This is a genomic window from Gluconacetobacter sacchari (assembly GCF_014174255.1).
GTDB lineage: Bacteria > Pseudomonadota > Alphaproteobacteria > Acetobacterales > Acetobacteraceae > Gluconacetobacter > Gluconacetobacter sacchari.
The window spans coordinates 132073-153978 of record NZ_JABEQJ010000006.1; the positions used below are offsets into that span (position 1 = coordinate 132073).

A 21906-nucleotide genomic window follows, 5' to 3' on the forward strand; every position below is an offset into this window, starting at 1 on the left:
TCAGTCCAGCCGTACGGACGGCCGCACGATCGCGTCGATCCGGTCGGCCAGGATGGACATCAGGCCGCGGAACAGGCCGTACAGCTCCACCTGGTGCTGGCGATAGAGCATCAGGTGGCCCAGGCGCGCGCTGAGGCCGTTGAGGAAGCCGCCGCCGAACACGGTGCCGCCGGGCAGGGTGCCCCAGCCATTGTAATTGCCCAGCGCCACGATGGCGCCCTTGTTGCGGAAGACGCAGGCCGGGACCGCGACGCCGCCATGCAGCCAGGCCGGCAGGTGGCGGGCCAGGTGATGGGCCTGCTGGCGGGCGACCTGCGCCGTGGGCGGCAGGGGGTCGGTGGCGATGAAGGAGCAGTCGCCCAGGGCGAAGATCCGCTCATCATCCTGCGATTGCAGGTTGGGGTGGACCAGGATCTGGCCCGACCGGCTGAGGGACAGCCCGTCGAACGCGGCGGTGACGTCCGGCGCCTTGACCCCGGCGGCCCAGACCCGCAGCGTGGCGGGGACGCGCGTGCCGTCCTTCAGGCTCAGCCCCTCGGCGTCGGCGCCCGAGACCATGGCCGAGGTGCGGACCGTGACGCCGATGCTTTCGAGTTGGCGCTGCGCGGCCGTGGAGACGGCTTCGGGGAAGGCGGGAAGGATGCGGGGACCGGCCTCCAGCAGCGTGATCCTGAGTTGCGGCGGCGACGCGCCGAAGGAATGCAGGGCGACCAGATCCAGCGCCTTGTGCAGTTCGGCCGCCAGTTGGGTGCCGGTCGCGCCGCCGCCGACGATCGCGATATCGAGCGGCTTGCCGGCCGCGTAGGCGCGCAGAAGCTCCATGCGGAATTTTTCGTTGAAGCCGTTGGCCTCGACCAGATTGTCGATGAACAGGCAATGTTCGGCCACGCCGGGCGTGCCGAAATCGTTGGCGCGGCTGCCGATCGCCAGGACCAGGGCCGCGTATTCGACGGTGCGGCTTTCCAGCACCACCTCGCCGTCGGTTGCGCGGAACGGACCGAGGATGGCGCGCCTGTTCGCGCGGTCGAGCGCCACGATCTCGCCGGGCCAGAATTCGAAATGGCGGCTGCTGGCCTGCGCCATGAAGCTGATGCGGTCGTTCTCGTTCTGCGCCGTGCCCGCCGCGAAGCAATGCAGCATCGGTTTCCAGACGTGCGAGAAGCTCTTGTCGATCAGCGTGATGCGGGCCTGTCCCTGCCGGCCCAGCGTGTCGCCCAGCCGGGTGGCCAGGGCCAGCCCCGCGACGCCGCCTCCGACGATGAGAATTTCCGGTTTTGTCGCCATCGTGTCTTCACGGTCCATCTGCAAGGGTTGCCACGGGTGGGAAGGGGCGCCGGCCGGGCGCCCCCGTGGCCATCTCAGAAGAAGCCGAGCTTCTTCTCGCTGTAGCTGACCAGCAGGTTCTTGGTCTGCTGGTAATGCTCTAGCACCATCTTGTGCGTTTCACGACCGATCCCGGACTTCTTGTAGCCGCCGAAGGCGGCGTGCGCCGGGTAGACGTGATAGCAGTTGATCCACACCCGTCCGGCCTCGATGCCGCGGCCCATGCGGTAGCAGGTGTTCGCGTTGCGGGACCATACGCCGGAGCCGAGGCCGAACTCGGTGTCGTTGGCGATGGCCAGGGCCTCTTCCTCGGTGCGGAAGGTCGTGACCGCCAGTACCGGGCCGAAGATTTCCTCCTGGAAGATCCGCATCCTGTTGTTGCCCTTGAAGACCGTCGGCTGGACGTAGAATCCTTCCTTGAGCACCGCGCCGAGATCGGGCGTGCCGCCGCCGGTCAGCAACTGCGCGCCCTCGTTCTTGCCGATATCGATATAGTCCAGGATCTTCCGCTGCTGCATCAGAGAGTTCTGGGCGCCCATCATGGTGGTGGGGTCCAGCGGGTCGCCCTGCCTGATCGCCTTCACGCGGGGCAGCGCGCGCTCGATGAAGCGCTCGTAGATCGATTCCTGCACCAGCGCGCGGCTGGGGCAGGAGCAGATCTGGCCCTGGTTCAGCGCGAACAGGGCGAAGCCCTCGATCGCCTTGTCCAGATAATCGTCGTCATGGTCCATGACGTCGGCGAAGAAGATGTTCGGCGATTTTCCGCCCAGTTCCAGCGTCGCCGGGATCAGGTGCTCGGCCGCCGCGTGGGCGATCATCTTGCCGGTGGGGGTGGAGCCGGTGAAGGCGATCTTGGCGATGCGGTTGCTGTTGGACAGCGCGGCGCCGACATCGCGGCCCAGGCCGTTGACGATGTTCAGCGTGCCCGGCGGGAACAGGTCGCCGATCAGTTCCATCAGCACCAGGATGCTGGCGGGGGTGGTTTCGGCGGGCTTCATGACCACGCAATTGCCGGCGGCCAGCGCGGGGGCCAGCTTCCACGACCCCATCAGCAGCGGGAAGTTCCAGGGGATGATCTGGCCGACCACGCCCAGCGGCTCGTGGAAATGATAGGCGATCGTGGTGTCGGTGATCTCGCTCAGCGCGCCTTCCTGGGCGCGGATGCAGCCGGCGAAATAGCGGAAATGGTCGATCGCCAGGGGAATGTCGGCGTTCAGGGTCTCGCGGATCGGCTTGCCGTTGTCCCAGGTTTCGGCGCGGGCGAGCAGGTCGAGATTCTGCTCCATCCGATCGGCGGCCCTGAGCAGGATCAGCGCGCGGTCGGCGGGCGCGGTGTGGGCCCAGCCCTTGAACGCCTTGTGGGCGGCGTCCAGCGCGAGGTCGATATCCTCGGCGGTGGATTGCGGGACCTCGCACAGCACGCGGCCGTCGACCGGCGTGATGTTGGACATGTAGGTGCCCTTGACGGGGGCCACCCACGCGCCACCGATGTAATTCTCGTACCGTGCCTTGAAGGGCGGCTGTTCGTCGACAGACATGCGGACACTCCTTGGACTGCGATGGCCTGTCCGGCAGGAGGCCGGACAGGGAACCGGACATCAAACAGGACCGGGCCGGTCCGTGTTTCTGTATACCGCGTTATATAGACAGGAGGGCCGCCGGCAATCGGGCGGGCGGTCACATCGTTGTGAAAAATGGCACTGAGTGCCACAATAATATCATGTAAAAATTATATAAATGAGTATGTTGCTTGTTAATTCCCGAGTGCGCCCGTGCTGAAGGCGAGGCCGGCGGCGGCGATGAGGGTGGCGTAATAGGCGTCGGATCGGCTGATCTCGGCCTCCAGCAGGCCGTTCTGCGCCAGTTCCGCCTGGGTGATCGCGCCGGTGCCGCCGCGATAGGCGGCCAGGGCCGCGTCGAAGCTGGTCCGGGAGGCGTCGCGCAGCGTCGTCGCGGCGGCGTAGGCGTGCAGGCCGGTGCGCAGGGCGTTTTCCGACGCCACGATCTGCTGGATGGAGTCGTTGACCGTCTGGCGCAGGGTGGCCTCGGCACTGTCCGACTGGTCCTGCGCCTGTCTGGCCACCGCCGCGCGCAGGCCGCCATCGAAGATCGGCACGCTGATCCCGCCCAGGACCAGGCTGCTGAAGCGGTTGGCCGAAAGGTTCAGCGTGGGCGCGGAATCGCTGCCGGCGCCGGGCACCGAGGTCAGGTTCATGCGGCCGGTGGCGTAGGAGACGTTGCCGGTGAGGAAAATGCTGGGCAGGAAGGCGTCGCGTGCCGCGCCGACGCGGCTGTGCGCCGCCCGCGCCGCCGCATAGGCCGCCAGGACGTCTGGCCGGCGCGCCACCGCGCGCTTGACCATCTCTTCGCTGAGCCGGGCGTCGTCCTGGGTCAGGGGGCGGCCCGACATGTCCGCCAGGGCGATGCGGGTTTCGGCGGAGACGCCCGTGGCGGCCAGCAGGGCCAGGTAGGTGTTTTCGTCCTCGCCCTCGGCCTGGACCAGGCGCAGGGCGACCTGGGCGGTGGCCTGCCGGGCCTGCGTGACGTCGAGGATCGTGCCCTGGCCCTGCCGCAGCCGGGCCTCGGCGGCTGCCTGGACGTGGCGCGCATTGTCCAGGGCGGTGTGGAGCAGCCGCGCCCGGGCGGCGGCGGCGGCGTGGGTGTGGAAGGCGGTGGTGACGGCGTAGATCACCCGCTGGTGCGCCGCGGTGAACAGGACGTTGGTGGCGATCTGCGCCTGGCGCGCGGCCGCGATGGTCGCCTCGCGGCGGCCGAAATCGAACAGCAGCCATTCCAGGCCCAGCGTCTGCACCTCGCCGGCGCCGGAATTGCGGTTGCCGGTGCCGTTGCCCAGGGGGAGCGTGCCGTAGCCGCCGGTGTCCAGCGACGCATCGGAGGTCCGGGCCTGGCTGTGGGACCAGCCGCCGACCACGGTGGCCGTCAGGTGCGGCAGGTAGGTGCTCTTGGCGATGCCGACCGCCAGCGCGGCGTCGCGCGCGGTGTTCCAGGCGCGGCGGGTCTGGGGATTGGCGGATTGCGCGATGTCGATCAGGTCGGCCAGCGTGTAGGGCTGGCCGGTGCGCGCCGGCAGGGCGGGCGAGGCGCCGCGCGTGACCACCGTCGGGTCGGAGGGCAGGCTGTAGCCGGGCGGCAGGGTGAGGCCGCGCCGGCCCTGTCCGGGCGGCACGATGGCGCCTTCGGCCGTGATATCGGGGGTCCAGGGCTGATCGGGACGGGGCGGGGCGGTGGCCAGCTCGGAGGTCGCGCAGCCGGCGAGGAGCAGCGTCATCGCGGCGGTTGTCTTGAAGCGGGTTTTCATGAGGCGAGGGTTTCCAGCGCCGTGATGCGGGCGGCGGCGTCGGGGGCGGTGCCGTCCAGCAGGTCCGCGCCCAGCCGGCCGGCTTCGGCGAAGCCTGTCTGGAACGATGCGATCAGATCCATCTCCGCGCGCATGTGGTCGGGCTCCGCCAGCGCGTATTCCACCTGCCGCTCGCCTTGCGAGACGGCGGATTGCAGTTCTGCCATGCAGGCGGCCTGGTCCTGTCTCGTGGTTGCCGCGCGCTGGCGGCGGAGGAGCGTGGCGACCGCGCGCAGGCGCTGGGCGATTCCGTCATAGGCGCTGGTGGGCCAGAAACTGGTGAACACGGCGTAGGTGATGACATTGCCCAGCATGATGCCCACGATCCGGTCGCGGGCCGTCGCCATGTCGCTGGTCGGCCCATAGCCCTTGAGGTCGGTCAGGTAGAAGGCCAGCCCGATCTGCAAGCCCGCATAGGCGATCCGTTCGTCGCCGGTCTTGACCCAGGCTGCCAGCAGCGAGACCGCGAAGACCAGGATCAGGAAGCCGGTGATGTCCTGGAGATGGGGCTGGACGAAGATGATGGCGGCGATGCCGATCGCGCCGCCGACCAGGGCGCCGCCGATCCGCAATGTCAGCTTGGCGATCATCTCGCCCATCGTCGGCAGGGCGACGATGAAGCAGGTGATGATGCAGGTATGGATGCCCGGCCAGTCGACCATCCGGAACAGCAGGTAGCTGGTCATGACGGCGGCGGTGCCCTTGACCGCGAAGCGGACATGCGCGGGATTGGTGAAGGCGTCGGGCGCGAAGAAGCCGCTTTTTTTCCCCGCTGGCGCGTCGGGCCGGGCTGGCGTGGCGTCGGGGGTGGTGAAGACCGCCAGCAGCGCGGCGATGGCCGCGCAGGCCGGCCGGCCGGCCGGAGCCGGGGGAGCCGCGATGGCGGTGGGGTAGTCGCCGTCGGCGAAGATCGCGGCCATGGCTTCCAGCGTGTCGATCAGTGGCTGGGGGGCGTCGCGGCCGTGGGTGGCTTCGGACTCCGCGAGGGCCAGTACCGCGACGGCGCTGTTGGCGGCCTGGCGCAGGCAGGCCAGGTCGGCCGGGCGCCAGAGCCGCTCCAGAGCCGCCATGCGCAGCGCCTGTGCCATGCCGGCCGCGCCCTCGCGCAGCAGGCCGGTCGCCTGGGCGCGGGCGGTGTCGTCGGTGCCGCGCAGCAGGGCCGCGCTGAGGCGCAGGCGGGCGGCGATGGCGTCGGTCAGCACCCGGCGGGGCGAGGGGCAGATCAGCAGGCCCAGCACCACCATCACCGCGCCCGGCACCGCCAGGAACAGGTCGGTATAGAGCAGGGCGCGGGTGACGATTTCGCCGACCGGCGCCTGGTCGATGGCGACCAGCCCGTAGACCACGATCAGACCCAGCATGTAGGCCACCGGCTTCAGCTTGCTGGCCGAACCGAGGAAGAAGAAGCCGAAGGACAGCAGGGTGATGGTGACCACCAGCGCCATCGGGTGATCGAGCGTGAGGGCGATCAGCCCGTAGATCAGGGCCAGCAGGACCAGGATCAGCACATTGACCGCGATGCCGGCCACGGCGTTGGTCACGCGGTCCTTCTGCCACAGGGCCAGGGTGACCAGGGCGGGGACCGCCAGGTCGGGGACCTGCCAGATTTCTCCCACCAGTACCGTCGTCGTGCAGCCGGCCGCCATGCGCAGCGCATGGCCCAGCCGGCCGGGCGCCGGGTCGCGCACCTGCCGCCACAGCCGCGCCGGGGTGAGGGGGGCGGGATCAGGGACAGGCGGGGCCATGCCGGATCTCGACCGTGGCCGTCGCGCCCATCCGCAGCAGGGTGGGGTCGGCTGCCCGTACGCGCACCCGGACCGGGAAGCGCTGGGCGACATGCACCCAGTCCATCTGCCGGGGTACCAACGGCAGCGACCGCGCCAGGCCGGCGGAGTCCGCCGACAGGACGCCCCAGCCGATGCTCTCCACCCGGCCCTGGAGCGGCGTGCGGCGGTCGATCATCGAATAGACCGTCGCGCAGTCGCCGGGATGGACCGCCGGCAGGGTGATTTCGCGCAGGTTGGCGACCGCGTACCAGGCATCGTCGGCGATCAGGGTGAACAGGACCTGCGAGGGGGCCAGGACCTCGCCGGCCTTGACCCGCAGGCTGGTGACGAAACCGTCGGCCGGGGCGGTGACGATCGTCTGCCGCAATTCGTAGCGCGCGCGGTCCAGGGCGGCCTGGCTGGCGGCCTGCGCGGCCGTCGCGCTGGCCAGGTCGCCGATCGCGATGTCGGCGGCCGCCGACTGCTGATGGGCCTGGGCCAGCGAGATCTCGGCATTGTTCCGCGTGACCCGTGCCTGGTCATATTGCTGCCAGGGAATGAAGGACTGGCCGGCCAGCGGTTCCAGCCGCGTCACGGTCCGGTCCGCCAGGTCGCGGTTGGCCTGGGCCCGGGTCACCTGGTCGCGCGCGGTGGCAGCCTGGGCGGTGCGGACCGCCAGCAGGCGGCGCTGGTTGTTCAGTTCCGCCGTCGCCAGGGCCAGGTTGGCTTCGGCCTGGCGGACCGTCAGCGCGTAGGGTTCCGGGTCGATCCGGTACAGCAGGTCGCCCTGATGGACATGCTGGTTTTCATGCACCGGCAACGTCACCAGCCGGCCGCCGACGATCGAGGCGACATGCACCAGTTCGGCGTCGATGGTGGCGCTGTCGGTCGAGGGATAGGCGCTGTCCTGATGCGCGACATGCAGGCCGGCCAGGACGGCCGCGCCGATGCAGGCCACGGCGATCACGATGCCGATGCGGCGATTGCCGCCCATAGGGACCCGCTTCATGGCCCGAATGCCAGTGCCCACAGGGCGAGCGCGGCCAGTGTGCCCAGCGCGACATAAGTGAACAGCCGGAAGCTGAGCAGGGCGTCGAGGCCGGCCATCAGGAACGCCGCGCGCAGGCCGACCGCCACCGCGACGCCCAGGAGCGCGCACAGCATCCAGGCCGGGAAATAGGCGCCGGCGATGGGAAAGGACGGGGCGCCATGCAGCGCGCAGCCGTCGAGGGCGACGAGGGGGAGCAGGGATCTTCTTTTTCTGAAGAAAAAGAAGCAAAAAGACTTTTGTCTCATTGGTCTCCGAGCGCGCTGGCGGGGTTTCGTTTTAAGCGTTCAAAAGGTTTTTGGTTCTTTTTTTCAAAAAAGAACAGGAAAATGCCATCAGGCCCGCAACAGGGGGGCCAGCAATGCGCCCAGCCAGTCGGCGAAGACCCTTACCCGGCGCGCGGCATGGCGGCGGTGGGGATGCAGCAGGGTCAGCGGCATCGGCGCGGCACGCCAGTCCGGCAGCAGGTCGACCAGCGCGCCGGAGCGCAGGTGGTCCTGCACGTCGTAGGCGGGGACCTGGATCATGCCCAGGCCGGCCAGGCAGCAGGCGATCAGGGCTTCGGCGCTGTTGACGGTGACGCGGCCGGCCAGGGTGAGGGTATGCAGGGTGCCGTCCTGGAGCCATTCCCAGGGCTCGACCCGCCCGCTGGCGGGCGAGGCGTAGCGCACCGCCTGATGGCCGGGCAGGTCGTCGGGGTGGCGGGGGGTGCCCTGTCGGGCCAGGTAGGCCGGGCTGGCGACGTTGAGCAGGCGGAATTCGCCCATCCGGCGGGCGATCAGGGCGGAGTCATGTATCGGGCCGACCCGCAGCGCGCAGTCCGTGCCGTCCTCGATCAGGTTCACGGCGCGGTCGGTCACGCCCAGTTCGATGGTGATGCCGGGGTGGCGGGCCAGGAAATCGGGCAGCGCCGGAGCGACGATCAGTCGGCCGATGCGGCCGGGCATGTCCACCCGCAGCACGCCGTGCGGGCCGGTCGTATCCCGGCGGAACTGGCCTTCGGCTTCTTCGATGTCCGCGACCAGGCGGACGCATTGTTCGTAGAATGCCGCGCCGTCGGGTGTCGGGGCGACGCGGCGGGTGGTGCGGGCCAGCAGGCGGGTGCCCAGCCGGGTCTCCAGATCCTGGATCGCGGTCGAAACCGTTGAGCGCGGCAGGTCCAGCGTGGCGGCGGCCCGCGTGAAGCTGGCGCTTTCCACCACGCGCGCGAAGATGCGGAACAGGTCGATGCGGTCCATCGTTTCCCTCGAAACCGTGTCGGTAGGGGGCGTTTTGTTCGGGTTCTACGACATGTGTTGTTCGAAAACGCAAATTTATCCGTATTTTTGGAATGATATCGTGGCGGCCATGATCTCCCGCATCCCGTGGGGGAGGGACGGGAGGAAGCCATCGAGATGGCCGATCACAGCATCAATGGAAAGACGGTTCTGATTGCCGGCGGGGCGAAGAATCTGGGCGGGTTGATCGCGCGCGACCTGGCGGCGGCGGGGGCACGGGCGATCGCGATCCATTACAACAGCGATTCCTCGCGGCCCGAGGCCGAAAAGACGCTGGCCGATCTGCGCGCGGCGGGTGCCGAGGCGGTGGCTTTCCAGGCCGACCTGACCCGTGCCGGGGCCTGTGCCGAGCTGTTCGCGGATATGGTGGGCGCGATCGGGCGGCCGGATATCGCGATCAATACCGTGGGGAAGGTGCTGAAAAAGCCGATCGCCGAGACCAGCGAGGCCGAATTCGACGCGATGACAGCGATCAATTCCAAGGCCGCTTATTTCTTCATCAAGGAAGCGGGGCTTCACCTGAAGGACGGCGGCAAGCTGGTGACGCTGGTGACGTCTCTGCTGGGGGCCTATACGCCGTTCTATTCGACCTATGCCGGGGCCAAGGCGCCGGTCGAGCATTATACCCGCGCGGCGTCGAAGGAGTTCGGCGAGCGGGGGATTTCGGTCAACGCGGTGGGGCCGGGACCGATGGATACCCCGTTCTTCTACGGGCAGGAAGCGCCGGAGGCCGTGGCCTATCACAAGCAGGCGGCGGCGCTGTCGGCCTTCAGCCGCACCGGCCTGACCGAGATCGAGGACGTGGCGCCCTTTATCCGCTTCCTGGTGTCGGACGGCTGGTGGATCACCGGCCAGACCATCCTGATCAATGGCGGATACACCACGAAATAGCCTGGCAAATCCCTTCGGTCGTTCCCGTCGCGATCCGGCTTTGCGCCGGCTGGGGCCGTGTCTATGGTGACGGTTCGGGGGCGGTGCGGCATGCGCCGCCCCGGTTGGTTTCGGGGGGACGGTTCTTGGGTCTGAAGCAGCGCCATATTCTGTTCATGGCATTGGGCGGCTCGGTCGGAGCCGGGTTGTTCCTGGGTTCCGGCGGGGCGATCCGGCAGGCGGGGACCTCCGTTCTGCTGGCCTATCTGCTGTGTGGCGTCGTGGTGTTTCTGATCGGCCGGGCGGCGGCGGAACTGGCGCTGTCCGACCCGGAGGGGCGGACGTTGAATGCCTTCGTCGGGCGGTATGTGGGTGCGCGGATGGAATTCATGGTCGGCTGGAGCTACTGGCTGATCTGGACGCTGGTGTGCATTTCCGAAATCACCGCCGCCGGCATATTCGTGCGCTACTGGGTGCCAGGGGTGCCGCAATGGGCGGTGGCCGCGATGCTGGGGGCCGTGCTGCTGGCGGTGGGGTCACGCGCCGTCGCGACCTTCGGCGAAATGGAGTTCTGGCTGGCTCTCGTCAAGATCTGGGCGATCGTCGCGCTGCTGGGCTGCGGGCTGGTCACGATCCTGGGTCATGTCGGGCCGGCGGGGCCGCGGGCGTCCTTCGGCCATCTGTGGGATGCGGGGGTGATGCTGCCGCACGGGATGGCGGGCTTTGCCGCCATTCTGCCGGTGGCGCTGTTCGCCTTCGGCGGCACCGAGATCATTGCCCTGACGGCGGCGGAGACCGACAACGCCGTGCGTGTGTTGCCGCGGGTGATCAACGGCATCGTCGGGCGCATCCTCGTCTTCTATATCGGCAGTCTGGCCGTGATCATGGCGATCGTGCCGTGGGGAGAGGTGGATTCGGCGCATAGTCCGTTCGTGCTGGCCTTTCGGCATATGGGCCTGCCGATGGCGGCCGGGGCGATCAATGCCGTCATGGCGCTGGCGGCGCTGTCGGCGTGCAATGCCGGGCTGTATGCCACCAGCCGCACGCTGGCCTCGCTGGCCGAGAGCGGCATGGCGTCCGCCCGGCTGCGCGAGCGCTCGGCGGCGGGCGTGCCGGCGATGGCCTTCGCGGCTTCGTTCCTCACCATGCTGGCCGGCGTGGCGCTGAATTATTTCCTGCCCGATCGGCTGTTCGGCTACGCGATCCAGGGGGTGGCGTTTCTGCTGATCTTCGTGTGGGTGTCGATCATGGCGGCGCATCTGGCCTATCGGCGCGGGGTGGACGGCACGCGCGGGCTGGTGGCGGCGCTGCCGGGGGCGCCGGTCAGCAACTGGCTGGCCATCGTCTTTCTGCTCGCGATCGGGCTGGATATTGTCTGGGGGGGGCGGCTGTATGTGCCGTTCGTGCTGGATGCGGTGTGGCTGGCCGGGCTGGCGCTGCTGCATGGGCGACTGTCGGCGCTGCGGGCGGGGGCTTCCGTGGTGTGACGGGCCCGTGGTCTGCCGGAGAGGTGCCCCCCGCCGGCTTGCGGCGGTCGTGACGGGCGCGGATACGGAACAATGCACATGGGGAGAGCATGATGAGATTTGGTGCGTCGCACGAACTGTTTTCGTCCGGGGTTTTCAAGGTTGGTATTGCGGCGGTCCTGGCGCTGGTGGTTCTTCTGATCCTGAATCCGTTCTATCAGGTTACTTCGGGTTATTGTGGTGTTCTGCTGAATTTCGGATCGGTGCAGCCCACGCCGCTTAATCCCGGTCTGCGCTTTGCGATTCCTTTCTACCAGCAGATCGTACTGGTCTCGACCCAGCCGCAGACCGTCACGTCTGATGAAAGAGCGGCCACCCACGATCTGCAGAATGTTCACACGTCGGTCTCGGTGACCTTTCACATCAACCCGGCCGATGCCCCGGGGTTCTATCGGGATTTCAGGGCGTTCGGTGTTCTTGGAAGCCGCATAATCGGGCCGACGGTCTCCAATGACGTGAAGGCGGTAACCGCGAATTACAATGCGGAGGAATTGATCACGAAGCGGGATATCGTCGACGGGCAGATCAAGGATCTGGTTATCAGGTCGCTGCTTCCTTACCATTTGAGTATCGAAGCCGTGAATATATCGAATTTTGCCTTCTCCCAGGTCTATGAGCAGGCCATCGAGGCGAAGCAGGTTGCCCAGCAGCAGGCCCTTCAGGCCCAATATACCTTGCAGCAGACACAGATCTCGGCCCAGCAGCAGGTCGTGCAGGCCAAAGCGCAGGCAGATGCGGCGATCGCAACGGCGCAGGGGCAAGCCCAGGCCCTGCTCGTGACGTCGCAGGCTCAGGCCAAGGCCAATACTCTCGTTTCACAGTCTCTGACGGCGCCTCTGTTGCAGCAGAAGGCTCTGGATCGCTGGAATGGCACCATGCCGACCTATCTGAGCGCCGGTGCGCCGTTGCCGTTTATCGGTAGCACGATCTCGCAGGAGAAGTGACGGACGGCTATGTACCGCCTCGTTGCGCACCACGCTTTCATCGCGGATCTACAGGAATCAAAAAGGCCGCCCCGAGGGGGGGCTTGCGAAATTGCCATTTCCACCAGGCATCAATGAGGCGCTGCGGAAGAACGCCCACACCCGGCGGAGAAAGTCACTCACGACCACACCTCGCAGAACAGAGCGGCGGCCAGGGCCCACGCGATAATCGCGGGCCAGTGGGGGGAGGGGGGGCCTCCTGCCGGAGCCTCCACTTCGGCGAAGTCGGCATCCCCCAGGGGTACAAGGGGAAAAGGCTGTACGGATTTTGCACGATTTTGGGCGATTCGGGCCGCCTCTACCCGACACGGAACGTCTCGTTTATGAGGCCGTCCCGATCCAATAATCGGCTAATTTCTCGGAAAATCATGGTGCTGCTGGACAGGATTGAACTGTCGACCTCTCCCTTACCAAGGGAGTGCTCTACCACTGAGCTACAGCAGCAACGGGGTGGGCGGTTCCTACCGCCTCCGTTGGCGGGTTGCAACCCCCCCTGGGCGAGAAAACGTGGCCGGGGCGCGGTCAGTCGTCGCGGTGGATCTTTTCCATGCGTTCATGCCGTTCCTGCGCCTCGATCGACAGGGTTGCGATCGGGCGGGCTTCCAGGCGTTTCAGGCCGATCGGCTCGCCGCTTTCCTCGCAATAGCCGTACGATCCGTTCTCGATTCGCAGCAGGGCCTGGTTGATCTTGGAAATCAGCTTGCGTGCCCGGTCGCGCGTGCGCAGTTCCAGCGCTCGGTCGGTCTCGACGCTGGCGCGGTCGGTGATGTCGGCTTCGTGAATCCCGCCCTCCGAGAGGCTGGCCAGGGTCTCGTCGGCTTCCTTCAGCAGGTCGGCACGCCATTTCAGGAGCTTCTGGCGGAAATATTCCACCTGGAGCGGGTTCATGAACTCCTCGTCTTCCGAGGGGCGGTAATCGGGGGGCAGTGTGATCATGGTGCGCGTCCTTGAATATTGCCCCGGGACGAGCGCATCGCCCGACAGGGACCCGCCGCGAAACGGGCGGCTTATACGCTGCCGCCCGCCGTCCGCCAAGCCTGAAGCTGCCGGAAATGGTCCGGAACGCCGCTTCCGCCCCTAGGCGGGCGCATGGGCGGGTGTCCGCTCCGCCGTGCGCGGGGGGACGGCGGCGGTGGGTGCCGGGTCGGGGAATGTGGTTTCCCACCCGCCGCCCAGGGCGGAATAGAGCTGCACCAGGTCGGTCGACAGGGTGGCCGTGCTGCTGGTCAGGTCGGTCTGCGCCGCCAGGATGCGGCGTTCGGCGTCCAGCACCGTCAGGAACGTGACCATGCCGTGGCGATACTGGTCGCGGGCCAGATCCAGCCCGCGCTGGTCGGCCGCGACCTCGCGTTCCAGGCTGTCGCGGCGCATCTGTTCGTCGCGATAGGCGGTCAGGGCGTTATCGACCTCGTGCCACGCGCCCAGGACCGTGCGGCGGTAGGAAATCGCGGCTTCCTGCTGCGCCGATTTGCGCAGTTCGAGCTGTCCGCGCAGCCGGCCGCCCTGGAAGATCGGCAGGGTGATCGAGGGACCGACATTCCATGCCCGCGCGTTCCAGAACCCCAGGTCGCGGAAGGACAGCGACTGGAAGCCGAATCCGGCGTCGATGGTCACGCGGGGGTAGAATTCGGCCACGGCCTCGCCGACCTGCGCGGTGGCGCCGTGCAGTTGCGCCTCCGCCTGGCGGATGTCGGGGCGGCGGCGGGCCAACTCGGACGGCACGCCGGCGGGGACGCGCGGGGGAACCGGCGGAATGGCCTCGGCCTTGAGCAGTTCGCCGGCCAGGGCGGCCGGCGGTTCGCCCAGCAGCAGGCTGAGCGCGTTGACCTGCAAGGCGATCTGCTGTTCGGCCTGCGGAATGCGGGCGGTAGTGGCGTCGAGCTGGGACTGGGCGGTCTGCACGTCCAGTTCGCTGACCAGACCGGTCCGGTTGCGCTGGCGGCTGAGTTCCAGCGTCTGGGCGGCGGTATCGCGATTGTCCAGCAGGATGCGCAACTGGGTCTGTGCCTCGCGCAGGGCCATGTAGTCGCGGGCCAGTTCGGCCATCTGCGCGGTCAGGATGCCGCGCTGCTCCTCCCTGGAGGCTTGCAGATCGGCGCCGGCGGCCTCGTACTGGCGGCGGACACGGCCCCACAGGTCGACTTCCCACGTCGCGTCGATGCTGTCTTTCCACTGGTCGAGGAGGGGAATCGTCAGGTGGCCCGATTCGTCGGCCAGACTGGCGTTGCCCAACTGGCTGCCGAGGGCCTGCTGGACCTGCGGCGTGTTGCCGACGTCGCTGACGATGCGTTGCAGCATCTTGGTGCTGTATTGCGCGCGCGAATACGACCCGGCGGCGCTGAGGCCCGGATAGCGTTCGGCGCCGGCAATGCGCAGTTGGGCGCGGCTTTGCGCCAGGCGGGCGGCGGCGATCGCGACCGACAGGTTCTGCGACGCCACGCGGCGTTCCAGCGCCGACAGTTCGGCATCGTGGAAGACGTCCCACCATGCGGGGTCGGGCGCCGCGTCGGAAATGTCGCTGGTGATGGGCCCCGTTGCCGGGCCGGTCGGCGGCGACGATCCCGGCCCGGCCCAGTGCGGCGGCGTCCAGGTCGCGGGCTTGTGGAAGTCGGGCCCGACCGCGCATCCGCCAGCCAGGGCGGATAGCCCGATGATGGCAGCCCGCCAAGAATATCCCTTATGCACCAGACGGTCCCCTGCTTGTCCCCAGGCCCGCCAGTGGTCCTATCGACATGACGGGAGGCAATATGACATCATGAACAATGACCGATCGGTTCGGTCATTGCCGATACCCTATCGGCTTTCCCCGCGTGGTCAATCCGTCAGCGCGGGAAAGCAGCCGTCGCCAGGAGGTACCACGCGCCATGTCAGCCGCCCAGTCGCCCAACGTGCCGGACCTGCCGGGAATCTCCAGCGCGAAGCGGCGGCAGATCATGGATGGCGCGGCCCGGGTCTTCGCCGAGCATGGCTATGAGGGCGCCAGCATGTCGCAGATCGCGCGCGATGCCGGGGTCTCGAAGGGCACGCTGTATAATTACTATGACAGCAAGGCGAGCCTGTTCGCGGCCTTTATCGAGGAAGCCGCGTGCGAGAAGCTGCCCAGGCTGTTCGAGACGGTCGGCGAGGCGCGGAGCCCCGAGGCCACGCTGGAGGGGATCGCCTCCGCGATGATCCGCCTGACCACCTCGCCGCTGTCGCTGATGCTGAACCGTATCGTGATATCGGAAGCCGCGACCTTTCCGCACCTGGCCGAGACGTTCTGGCAGGTCGGGCCGTGCAAGGCGATCGGCATCCTGGCCGAATGGTTGCGCGCGCATACCGACGACGGCGTCCTGGACGTGCCGGACCCCGAACTGGCGGCCGAACTGTTCTATGCCCTGTGCCAGACGCGCATCACCTGGCGCAAGCGCCTGCAACTGCCGGTCGATTCCGACCCCGCCCATATCGCGATGATCGCGCGCACGGTGACGCGGATGTTCCTGAACACGTACCAGGTGGGCAAGGGGCCGCCCGTGCCGGAACCCGAGGAAGGAGCAGGCTGAGCCTGCATGCCGGACATAGGGGGACACCGGGTCCGCGGGCCCGGTTCTTTTGATCGGGGGCGGTGCCGGGGGCGAGAACTTTCCTGTCGGCTCATGCGTTTGAAATAACGCGCACGGCGCGCATGACCGGGCCGTCGCCGGTTTATTTCCGACCCCAGCCCCCTTCAGCCGGAGAATCCATGCCCGTCGACGCCCCTGGCAGGCCCCGCCATCGTCTGTTCTTCTGCGCGCGCGCGACCGTTGCGCTGATGAGTGTCCTTCTTCTTCTCGCCCCCCTGATGCCGCGTCATGCCCTGTTCGCCGTGGCGCGGGCGGAGGATCGCGCCGTGCCGGACCCCGCGCGGTTGCAGCATCTGCTGAATACGCTGGACGATCCGCAGCGGCGGGCGGCCTTTCTACAGGACCTCCGCACGCTGGAGGCGCTGCCGCCGGGGGTGGCCGGCAAGGCGGCCAACGCGGTTCCGGCCCCCGCTCCGGATTCGGGCGCGGCCAAGCCGGCGGCCGCGCCGATCGCCCTGGCGCCCGGCAGTCTGGGGGCCGTGGCCCTGCATGGGCTGGGCGGGGTCGCGGGCACCGTCATCCAGCATATGCATCATTTCGGCGCCCTGTTTTCCGACCTGCGCGGCGTGGGCGTCTGGGGGCGCCAGATGGTGGCGCCCGGTGCCCGGCGCGACGGGCTGGTCGCGCTGGGCTGGCGGCTGGCGCTGGCGATCGTGATCGGGCTGGCGGTCGAGCGGGGGCTGGCCCTGCTGTTGCGCCGGCATCTGGTCCGGATCGATACGATGCTGGCGACGCGCCTGCCGCCGCCGGCCGCGGAGCCCGATCACGGCCCGGGCGCACCCGTGACGGCGGCCGACGCCGCCGCCGACCGGGTGCGGTTGCAGGAGGCGGCGACCCGCTGGCGCGCCGCGCGCCTGCTGCGGCAGTTGCGTCTGTTGCCCTGGATCATGCTGCGCCTGCTGCTGGACCTGGTGCCGGTTGCCGCCTTTCTCGGGATCGCCACACTGGTGGCCAATCTGCTGGCCGGTAGCCAGGACGAGGCGGCGCAGATCATGGTCATGGTCGTCAATGCCTATGCGCTCGGTCGCACGGCGATGGTCGTGCTGGCGGCCCTGCTGTCGCCCGGGTTGCCGCATCTGCGGCCCCTGCCGCTGAGCGACGGCATGGCGCGGGTGCTGGCGGGGTGGACCACCGGGCTGGTCGTCCTGCCGGTCGCCGGGATGTGCCTTGCCGATGTGGGTGGGGTGCTGGGGCTGTCCGGGCCGGGACAGGATGCGATCGGGCTGGTGACTCTTCTGGCGGAGCACGTGCTGATCGCCGGGCTGATCCTGCGGGTGAGGGAGCCGGTTGCGGGCTTGTTGCAGCCGCCGCGCCTGATCCGCTCGCGTCTGGGCCATGGGGTATTCGACGGGCTGGCCGAGCGTTGGTGGATTTTCGCGCTGGTGATCGACCTCGCGCTGTGGCTGGTCTCGGCGGCCGATATTCCGGGGGGCTATACCGAGGTCTGGCGGCTATGCGCCATCGCCATCCTGGTCCTGATCGTGTTCCGGGTGCTGGCGATCCTGCTGTTCGGGCTGCTGGACCGCGCGTTGCGCCCCGACCTGGAGCCGGGCAGCGTGTCGTCCGACCTGGCCCGGCGGGGGGCGCGCTATTATCCCTATGTCCGCCAGGGGCTGGCGTGGATCCTGGGGATCGCGGGGGCGGTGACGCTGTTGCAGGCCTGGGGCGTGCCGGCCTTCGGCTGGTTCGATAGCGGCAAGGTGGGGCGCCGGCTGGTCTCGGCCGCCGCCACGGTGCTGGTCGCGCTGGCGATCGGTATCGTCGTCTGGGAATATGTGAACGCGTCGCTGGACCGGCAGATCGATCGCTATACCAGCAGCGCGCAGCCGGGGCGGGCGATGCGCCTGCGCACGCTGTCGCCGATCCTGCGCACCGTGCTGCTGGTCTGCCTGAGCATCGTGGTGGTGATGACGGTGCTGAGCCAGATCGGGCTGGACATCGCGCCGCTGCTGGCCGGGGCGGGGATTATCGGGGTTGCGGTCGGGTTCGGGTCGCAGAAGCTGGTGCAGGATTTCATCACCGGCATCTTCCTGTTGCTGGAAAACGCCATGGAGGTCGGCGACTCGGTCACCGCCGGCGGGTTGTCGGGGACGGTGGAAACGCTGTCGATCCGTACCCTGCGCCTGCGGGCAAGCGACGGGTCGGTGCATATCATTCCCTTCAGCGCGGTTTCCACCGTCACCAACACCAATCGCGGCCAGGGCAATGCCGCCGTCAGCGTCGATATCGCGCCGGGCGAGGATATCGATCGTGCCGCGGCCCTGCTGGCGGATATCGTGCTGGGCATGCGCCAGGACCCCGACCTGGGGCCGGGCATGTTGAGCGACCTGCAATATTGGGGGGTGAACGCGGTCTCGTCGCAGGCCGTCACGCTGCTGGGGCAGATCGCGTGCACCGACAAGGCGCGCTGGCCCGTTCAGCGGGCGTTCAATCGCCTGCTGGTCCAGCGTTTTGGCAGCGCGGGTATCCGGCTGGCGCGGCCGGCGCAGACTGTGGAACTGCTCTTGCCCCCGGCGGGACAGGAGGGTGAGGGGGCGGAAGGCGCGGCTCCCGTGCCGTCTTGAGTCGGAGGGGCCTGGCCTGCCGACGCCGACACGTCATGACGGTCGGGATCGCGGGATTTTCAAGAATAGTGCTTGAGGGAAGGCCATAGCGTGACAAGCGGCGGCTTTACGTCCCGGCACAGCGCGATCACCCTGCCGTTCTCGAACGTCATCGCATAGCGTGACCAGGTCGTGCCGAGTTGGATGACCTGCCGGCAATAGGGCCGCAGCGCGGCGAGATTGTTCTGGATCGACAGCACGTCGATCGGCTTCTGCCCGCGAAGTCCCCACAGGAAATATTGGTTGTGGCCGCTCAGCGCGGGGGGCAGCCCCTTGCCGTAGAGGTCGAGTGCCGCGGCCTCGCCGTAATTGTCCACCTTGATGGCGGTCGCCGCGCGCGCGGATACGGGGATGCGGTTCCACGCCGCTTCGACCTGTCCGACAAAATCGTGCCATCCCAGTTGGTCGGCCATGACCTGCGGCAATAGCGTGCCCTTGAAGCTGCGCTCCTGTTGCTGGGGGGAGGCGCCGATCCGGTGCATATAGGCTTCGAGGACCGGCGGGGAGAGGATCGGCAACGCCATCGGTGCTGCGAGCGCCGAGCATGCGACCGCCGCCGCCGCGCCGACGCCTGTTGCCGTCCGGCCGGCTCTCGTGCGTGCCAGCGGTGCGAGCGCGACGGCGCCGATTACGAAGAGCATCGGATAGAGCGGGGCGAGATAATAATCCTTGCCGTGTCCCACGCGGACGATAACGACGACGACCGCCGCGCCGATCACCAGAAAGCGCAGGTCCTTGAGCGGTTTGGCGACGAATGGCGCGAGGAGCCCCGTGATCCATAGCGGTGCCAGGGCCGGGTTCATCACGAAGAACTGGTTGGCGATGAACGGCAGGAGCGGGATGTCGGCGTTCTTGGCCTGTGCGGCCGCGCCGAGTTCGAGGAATGGAAAGCCGTGGACGGCCTGCCACACGAATGACGGCAGGGCGATCGCGGCGGCCAGCACCGCGCCGGTCCAGAATGCGGGCCGCAGCAGCAACCGGCGCTCGGACGTCAGGACCAGGCCGATGATCAACCCCGCCACCCAGAATACCATCGAATACTTGACCTGGAGCGCCAGTCCCGCGACCAGCCCGGCGAACAGCAGCGGACGATCGGTTTCCGTGCGGCTGGCCTTGACCACCAGATACGCGACGGCGGTCCAGGCCAGCGGGTCGAAGGCCGAAGTGTTCAGCGTTGCGGCCAGTCCCATCAGCATTGGCGCGATCGCGCAGGCGAGCGCGGCGAGACCGAGGGCAAGGCCGGTTCCGCCAAGCAGGCGCACGAAGCGTACCGCCAGCCACACCAGCGCGCCTGCCGCGACCGCGGAAGGCAGCCGCAATCCCCATGCGCCGAGCCCCAATCCGTAAAGTGTCGCCGCCATCAGCGGGACTCCGGGCGGCTGATCGACATATCCGAAGGCGGGGTGCTGCCCGCAGACGATGAAATAGAGTTCGTCACGGAACAGGTCGTAGCGCCCACCGAGGGCGAGGTGGAGGGCAAGGACGAGCAGGGCCGGGACCAGCGCGGCAGGATCGAGCCGGCGCCAGACATGAAATGTCCTGGGCATCACGCGCAATTCTTCCGTTTCGTCACTGACGATCGGTGATCCGCGCCCGGCCGGCATTCAGGTCATGAGACCTTGGGCGTGCCGAGTTTGCCGGTGAGGAACTGGGCTTCGCCGTTGCCGAACGACCAGTCGGCGTCGGTATTCTCGACATAGTTGATCATCACGTCGCTGGAGGCGATGCCGCATTTCTCGCTCAGGGCTTCGGTCAGCAGCCGGTAGAATGCGGTCTTCTGCTCGACCGGGCGCGGACGGGTGGTGACCGAGACGATCATCACATCGTCGGTGCGGGGAATGCCCAGCCCGGTATCCTCGATCCGGACACGGCTTTTCTTGTGTTCGTACACGAGCTGATACCGGTCGCGCGGCGGAACGCCGAAGGCGTCGAGCATCGCCTGGTGGGCGGCATCCAGGATGCCGGCCAGTTCGGCCTCCGAACGGCCTTCCAGAAGGTCGAAGCGGATAAGGGGCATGGAGGGACTCCTTCGTTCGGACAGTGTTCGCCGGTCGTGGCGAACGGAGCGTATCAGAGCTGGGCCTGATATGCGGCGAGCATTGTCTTCGTGTCGATCGCGAGCTTGGTCAGGTCAGGATTCCGCGACCGGGCCAGGGCGTCTTGAATGACGGGCGTCATCCCGGCGCGGTCGCGCGAAAGCACGCGCATGTAGCCGCGATCGAAGGCTGGGCCGTGCAGTTTCCGCATCCGATCGATGGTCTTGCGGTCCGCGCTGGAGGGTTCGGTCGGCAGCGTGATGGCATGGGCCGTCATGAGCGCCGCCAGCCTGGCCTGGTTGCCGGTCAGGTCCTTGACGATGGTTGCGGCCTGGGTTGCGATGTCGCTGCGGGCGGCATGGGTCTGGGCGAGCCTGGCCAGCGTGATCTGCCTGATGTTCATGTCATTGAGCTTCTGCGCGAATCCGGCGTCGGCGGCGGTAAAGACGGGGGCGGGAGCCCTGTCGGGCAGGGGCGGCGCGGGCGGCTGTCCGGCGCTGCACGCGCCGAAAGCGAGCAGCGTGGCCATAAGCGGCGGCAGGGCGAGCGATTTGTAACGAGACAGGAGCGACATGATCGGTGGGTTCTCCCTGACTGTCCGACGCGGTTTCGCGGAACGCTGTGTTCCATGATGAGAGTGCAGGGCAAGGAACGCAATGGTGAAGTAAAGGCGTAGTCTTTTCGGCAAGATATGTTGGAGATCGGCCGGTCATGAATGGGACACGAGCCCGGTAATGACAGGTTTCATTGAGAAGGAGGCATTTTGTTCCCGGCCAGGCTCTTGCATCGACCGGAAAGTGCGCATTAGGTTTGTCTGGCGGAGGCGCCCGACCGCGCGTGTCGCGGTCGAAACGAGGGGATTATCCAGGAAATGAACTGTCGCATTCTGAGTCTGCTCGCTGCGTCGTCGCTCGCTCTCGGTCTGGGCGGGTGCGGATATTTCGATTCGCGGGCGGCTCATAAGGCGCAGATCACCATGATCGGGATGACGTCGTACGATCTCCAGGCTTGCGCCGGGCTTCCGGCGGCCACCAAGCAACTCAACGACACGACGCAGATCTTCATCTACAACGGCACGCATGCCCAGCCGAACTATGGCGGCTCGACCCTGATCCCGGTGGGGGACATCGTGACGACGATCCTGCAGTTCGGCGGTGGTGGCGGGACCAGTTGCACGGCCGTGATCCGCCTGGATCACGACCGGGTGTCGGACGTGCATTATACGGGGGATAACGACGAAATGGTCGGGACGGACGGGGTCTGCTCCATCATCACCCGCGGATGCGCCCGCCAGCCCGAAGGCACCATGAAGGGGTCGGCCGGCGGCCTGTTCGGTCCGGTTTCGGCGTTCCATCCGCCCAGGACGCCGAATCAGTCGACATCCGGCACCTATTCGACGCAGGCGGGGGGGGTCGTTCTCAATCCGGATAGGAAATCCTCGGACTCGGTCATTATTCCTCGGCCCTGATGGCTGGTATCGCCGGGGCGGCGAGCGGTGGCCGGGCCGGTGGGAC

The 21906-nt window shown here is 67.7% G+C and carries 18 protein-coding genes and 1 tRNA gene; 6 read left to right on the plus strand and 13 right to left on the minus strand.

From position 1 onward, the window contains the following. The 7 genes from HLH48_RS06665 to HLH48_RS06695 all read right to left on the minus strand — a co-directional run bounded on the left by HLH48_RS06665 (position 1) and on the right by HLH48_RS06695 (position 8733). Entirely contained in the window at positions 1–1284 is a 1284-nt protein-coding gene (locus tag HLH48_RS06665; protein WP_182996717.1) for an NAD(P)/FAD-dependent oxidoreductase, read from the minus strand. A 74-nt stretch (positions 1285–1358) separates the two neighbouring features. Then, the gene (locus HLH48_RS06670) at positions 1359–2861 is read right to left on the minus strand and encodes an aldehyde dehydrogenase family protein (RefSeq protein WP_182996718.1); all 1503 of its coding nucleotides are present in this window, start codon (positions 2859–2861) and stop codon (positions 1359–1361) included. Positions 2862–3076: 215 nt separating this feature from the next. Continuing rightward, a complete protein-coding gene (locus tag HLH48_RS06675) occupies positions 3077–4642 on the minus strand; it encodes a TolC family protein (protein ID WP_182996719.1) in 1566 nt (521 codons plus the stop codon). Next, positions 4639–6426, minus strand: coding sequence for an FUSC family protein (locus HLH48_RS06680; RefSeq protein ID WP_182996720.1), 1788 nt, complete (start codon positions 6424–6426; stop codon positions 4639–4641). Before HLH48_RS06680 ends, HLH48_RS06675 begins: the two co-directional genes overlap by 4 nt. Then, entirely contained in the window at positions 6407–7456 is a 1050-nt protein-coding gene (gene mdtN, locus HLH48_RS06685; RefSeq protein ID WP_182996721.1) for a multidrug transporter subunit MdtN, read from the minus strand. The genes HLH48_RS06680 and mdtN overlap by 20 nt, the downstream gene beginning before the upstream one ends. Beyond that, a complete protein-coding gene (locus HLH48_RS06690; protein ID WP_182996722.1) occupies positions 7453–7743 on the minus strand; it encodes a YtcA family lipoprotein in 291 nt (96 codons plus the stop codon). The genes mdtN and HLH48_RS06690 overlap by 4 nt, the downstream gene beginning before the upstream one ends. Before the next feature lie 87 nt (positions 7744–7830). Further along, positions 7831–8733: a LysR family transcriptional regulator gene (locus tag HLH48_RS06695; RefSeq protein WP_182996723.1), complete on the minus strand. Its 903-nt coding sequence runs from the start codon at positions 8731–8733 to the stop codon at positions 7831–7833. Positions 8734–8889: 156 nt separating this feature from the next. Between HLH48_RS06695 and HLH48_RS06700 the strand changes: the two genes are divergently transcribed. The 3 genes from HLH48_RS06700 (at position 8890) to HLH48_RS06710 (ending at position 12112) form a co-directional block, all read left to right on the plus strand. Next, the gene (locus tag HLH48_RS06700) at positions 8890–9663 is read left to right on the plus strand and encodes an SDR family oxidoreductase (protein ID WP_182996724.1); all 774 of its coding nucleotides are present in this window, start codon (positions 8890–8892) and stop codon (positions 9661–9663) included. Between the two features lie 125 nt (positions 9664–9788). Next, a complete protein-coding gene (locus tag HLH48_RS06705; protein ID WP_182996725.1) occupies positions 9789–11129 on the plus strand; it encodes an amino acid permease in 1341 nt (446 codons plus the stop codon). An 89-nt stretch (positions 11130–11218) separates the two neighbouring features. Further along, a complete protein-coding gene (locus tag HLH48_RS06710; RefSeq protein ID WP_182996726.1) occupies positions 11219–12112 on the plus strand; it encodes a prohibitin family protein in 894 nt (297 codons plus the stop codon). Between the two features lie 408 nt (positions 12113–12520). Here the strand turns inward: HLH48_RS06710 and HLH48_RS06715 are convergent. From HLH48_RS06715 to HLH48_RS06725, 3 genes are all read right to left on the minus strand, one after another. Next, positions 12521–12595: transfer RNA gene (locus HLH48_RS06715), tRNA-Thr, on the minus strand. Between the two features lie 78 nt (positions 12596–12673). Next, positions 12674–13087, minus strand: a complete 414-nt coding sequence (gene dksA, locus HLH48_RS06720) for an RNA polymerase-binding protein DksA (protein WP_182996727.1) — start codon at positions 13085–13087, stop codon at positions 12674–12676. Positions 13088–13228: 141 nt separating this feature from the next. Further along, positions 13229–14836, minus strand: coding sequence for an efflux transporter outer membrane subunit (locus tag HLH48_RS06725; protein WP_182996728.1), 1608 nt, complete (start codon positions 14834–14836; stop codon positions 13229–13231). Positions 14837–15015: 179 nt separating this feature from the next. Here HLH48_RS06725 and HLH48_RS06730 point away from each other — a divergent pair, with 179 nt between their 5' ends. Both HLH48_RS06730 and HLH48_RS06735 read left to right on the plus strand, forming a co-directional pair. Continuing rightward, positions 15016–15693: a TetR/AcrR family transcriptional regulator gene (locus HLH48_RS06730; protein WP_182996729.1), complete on the plus strand. Its 678-nt coding sequence runs from the start codon at positions 15016–15018 to the stop codon at positions 15691–15693. Positions 15694–15872: 179 nt separating this feature from the next. Then, a complete protein-coding gene (locus tag HLH48_RS06735; protein ID WP_246387020.1) occupies positions 15873–18317 on the plus strand; it encodes a mechanosensitive ion channel domain-containing protein in 2445 nt (814 codons plus the stop codon). Between the two features lie 59 nt (positions 18318–18376). Here HLH48_RS06735 and HLH48_RS06740 read toward each other — a convergent pair whose 3' ends face one another. From HLH48_RS06740 to HLH48_RS06750, 3 genes are all read right to left on the minus strand, one after another. Beyond that, positions 18377–19903, minus strand: a complete 1527-nt coding sequence (locus HLH48_RS06740) for a glycosyltransferase family 39 protein (protein ID WP_182996731.1) — start codon at positions 19901–19903, stop codon at positions 18377–18379. Between the two features lie 62 nt (positions 19904–19965). After that, a complete protein-coding gene (locus HLH48_RS06745) occupies positions 19966–20373 on the minus strand; it encodes a tautomerase family protein (RefSeq protein WP_182996732.1) in 408 nt (135 codons plus the stop codon). Positions 20374–20426: 53 nt separating this feature from the next. Then, entirely contained in the window at positions 20427–20966 is a 540-nt protein-coding gene (locus tag HLH48_RS06750) for a DUF4142 domain-containing protein (RefSeq protein ID WP_182996733.1), read from the minus strand. A gap of 402 nt (positions 20967–21368) precedes the next feature. On the opposite strand from HLH48_RS06750, the gene HLH48_RS06755 reads away from it, so the two are divergent. After that, the gene (locus HLH48_RS06755; RefSeq protein ID WP_182996756.1) at positions 21369–21860 is read left to right on the plus strand and encodes a hypothetical protein; all 492 of its coding nucleotides are present in this window, start codon (positions 21369–21371) and stop codon (positions 21858–21860) included. The last annotated feature ends 46 nt before the right edge of the window (positions 21861–21906 follow it).

Excerpts from the sequence above, each read along its gene's own strand:
- HLH48_RS06665 (WP_182996717.1), bottom strand. The coding sequence starts at position 1,284 with ATGGCGACAAAACCGGAAATTCTCATCGTCGGAGGCGGCGTCGCGGGG.
- HLH48_RS06670 (WP_182996718.1), bottom strand. The coding sequence starts at position 2,861 with ATGTCTGTCGACGAACAGCCGCCCTTCAAGGCACGGTACGAGAATTAC.
- HLH48_RS06675 (WP_182996719.1), bottom strand. The coding sequence starts at position 4,642 with ATGAAAACCCGCTTCAAGACAACCGCCGCGATGACGCTGCTCCTCGCC.
- HLH48_RS06680 (WP_182996720.1), bottom strand. The coding sequence starts at position 6,426 with ATGGCCCCGCCTGTCCCTGATCCCGCCCCCCTCACCCCGGCGCGGCTG.
- mdtN (WP_182996721.1), bottom strand. The coding sequence starts at position 7,456 with ATGAAGCGGGTCCCTATGGGCGGCAATCGCCGCATCGGCATCGTGATC.
- HLH48_RS06690 (WP_182996722.1), bottom strand. The coding sequence starts at position 7,743 with ATGAGACAAAAGTCTTTTTGCTTCTTTTTCTTCAGAAAAAGAAGATCC.
- HLH48_RS06695 (WP_182996723.1), bottom strand. The coding sequence starts at position 8,733 with ATGGACCGCATCGACCTGTTCCGCATCTTCGCGCGCGTGGTGGAAAGC.
- HLH48_RS06700 (WP_182996724.1), top strand. The coding sequence starts at position 8,890 with ATGGCCGATCACAGCATCAATGGAAAGACGGTTCTGATTGCCGGCGGG.
- HLH48_RS06710 (WP_182996726.1), top strand. The coding sequence starts at position 11,219 with ATGATGAGATTTGGTGCGTCGCACGAACTGTTTTCGTCCGGGGTTTTC.
- dksA (WP_182996727.1), bottom strand. The coding sequence starts at position 13,087 with ATGATCACACTGCCCCCCGATTACCGCCCCTCGGAAGACGAGGAGTTC.
- HLH48_RS06730 (WP_182996729.1), top strand. The coding sequence starts at position 15,016 with ATGTCAGCCGCCCAGTCGCCCAACGTGCCGGACCTGCCGGGAATCTCC.
- HLH48_RS06735 (WP_246387020.1), top strand. The coding sequence starts at position 15,873 with ATGCCCGTCGACGCCCCTGGCAGGCCCCGCCATCGTCTGTTCTTCTGC.
- HLH48_RS06740 (WP_182996731.1), bottom strand. The coding sequence starts at position 19,903 with ATGCCCAGGACATTTCATGTCTGGCGCCGGCTCGATCCTGCCGCGCTG.
- HLH48_RS06745 (WP_182996732.1), bottom strand. The coding sequence starts at position 20,373 with ATGCCCCTTATCCGCTTCGACCTTCTGGAAGGCCGTTCGGAGGCCGAA.
- HLH48_RS06750 (WP_182996733.1), bottom strand. The coding sequence starts at position 20,966 with ATGTCGCTCCTGTCTCGTTACAAATCGCTCGCCCTGCCGCCGCTTATG.
- HLH48_RS06755 (WP_182996756.1), top strand. The coding sequence starts at position 21,369 with ATGATCGGGATGACGTCGTACGATCTCCAGGCTTGCGCCGGGCTTCCG.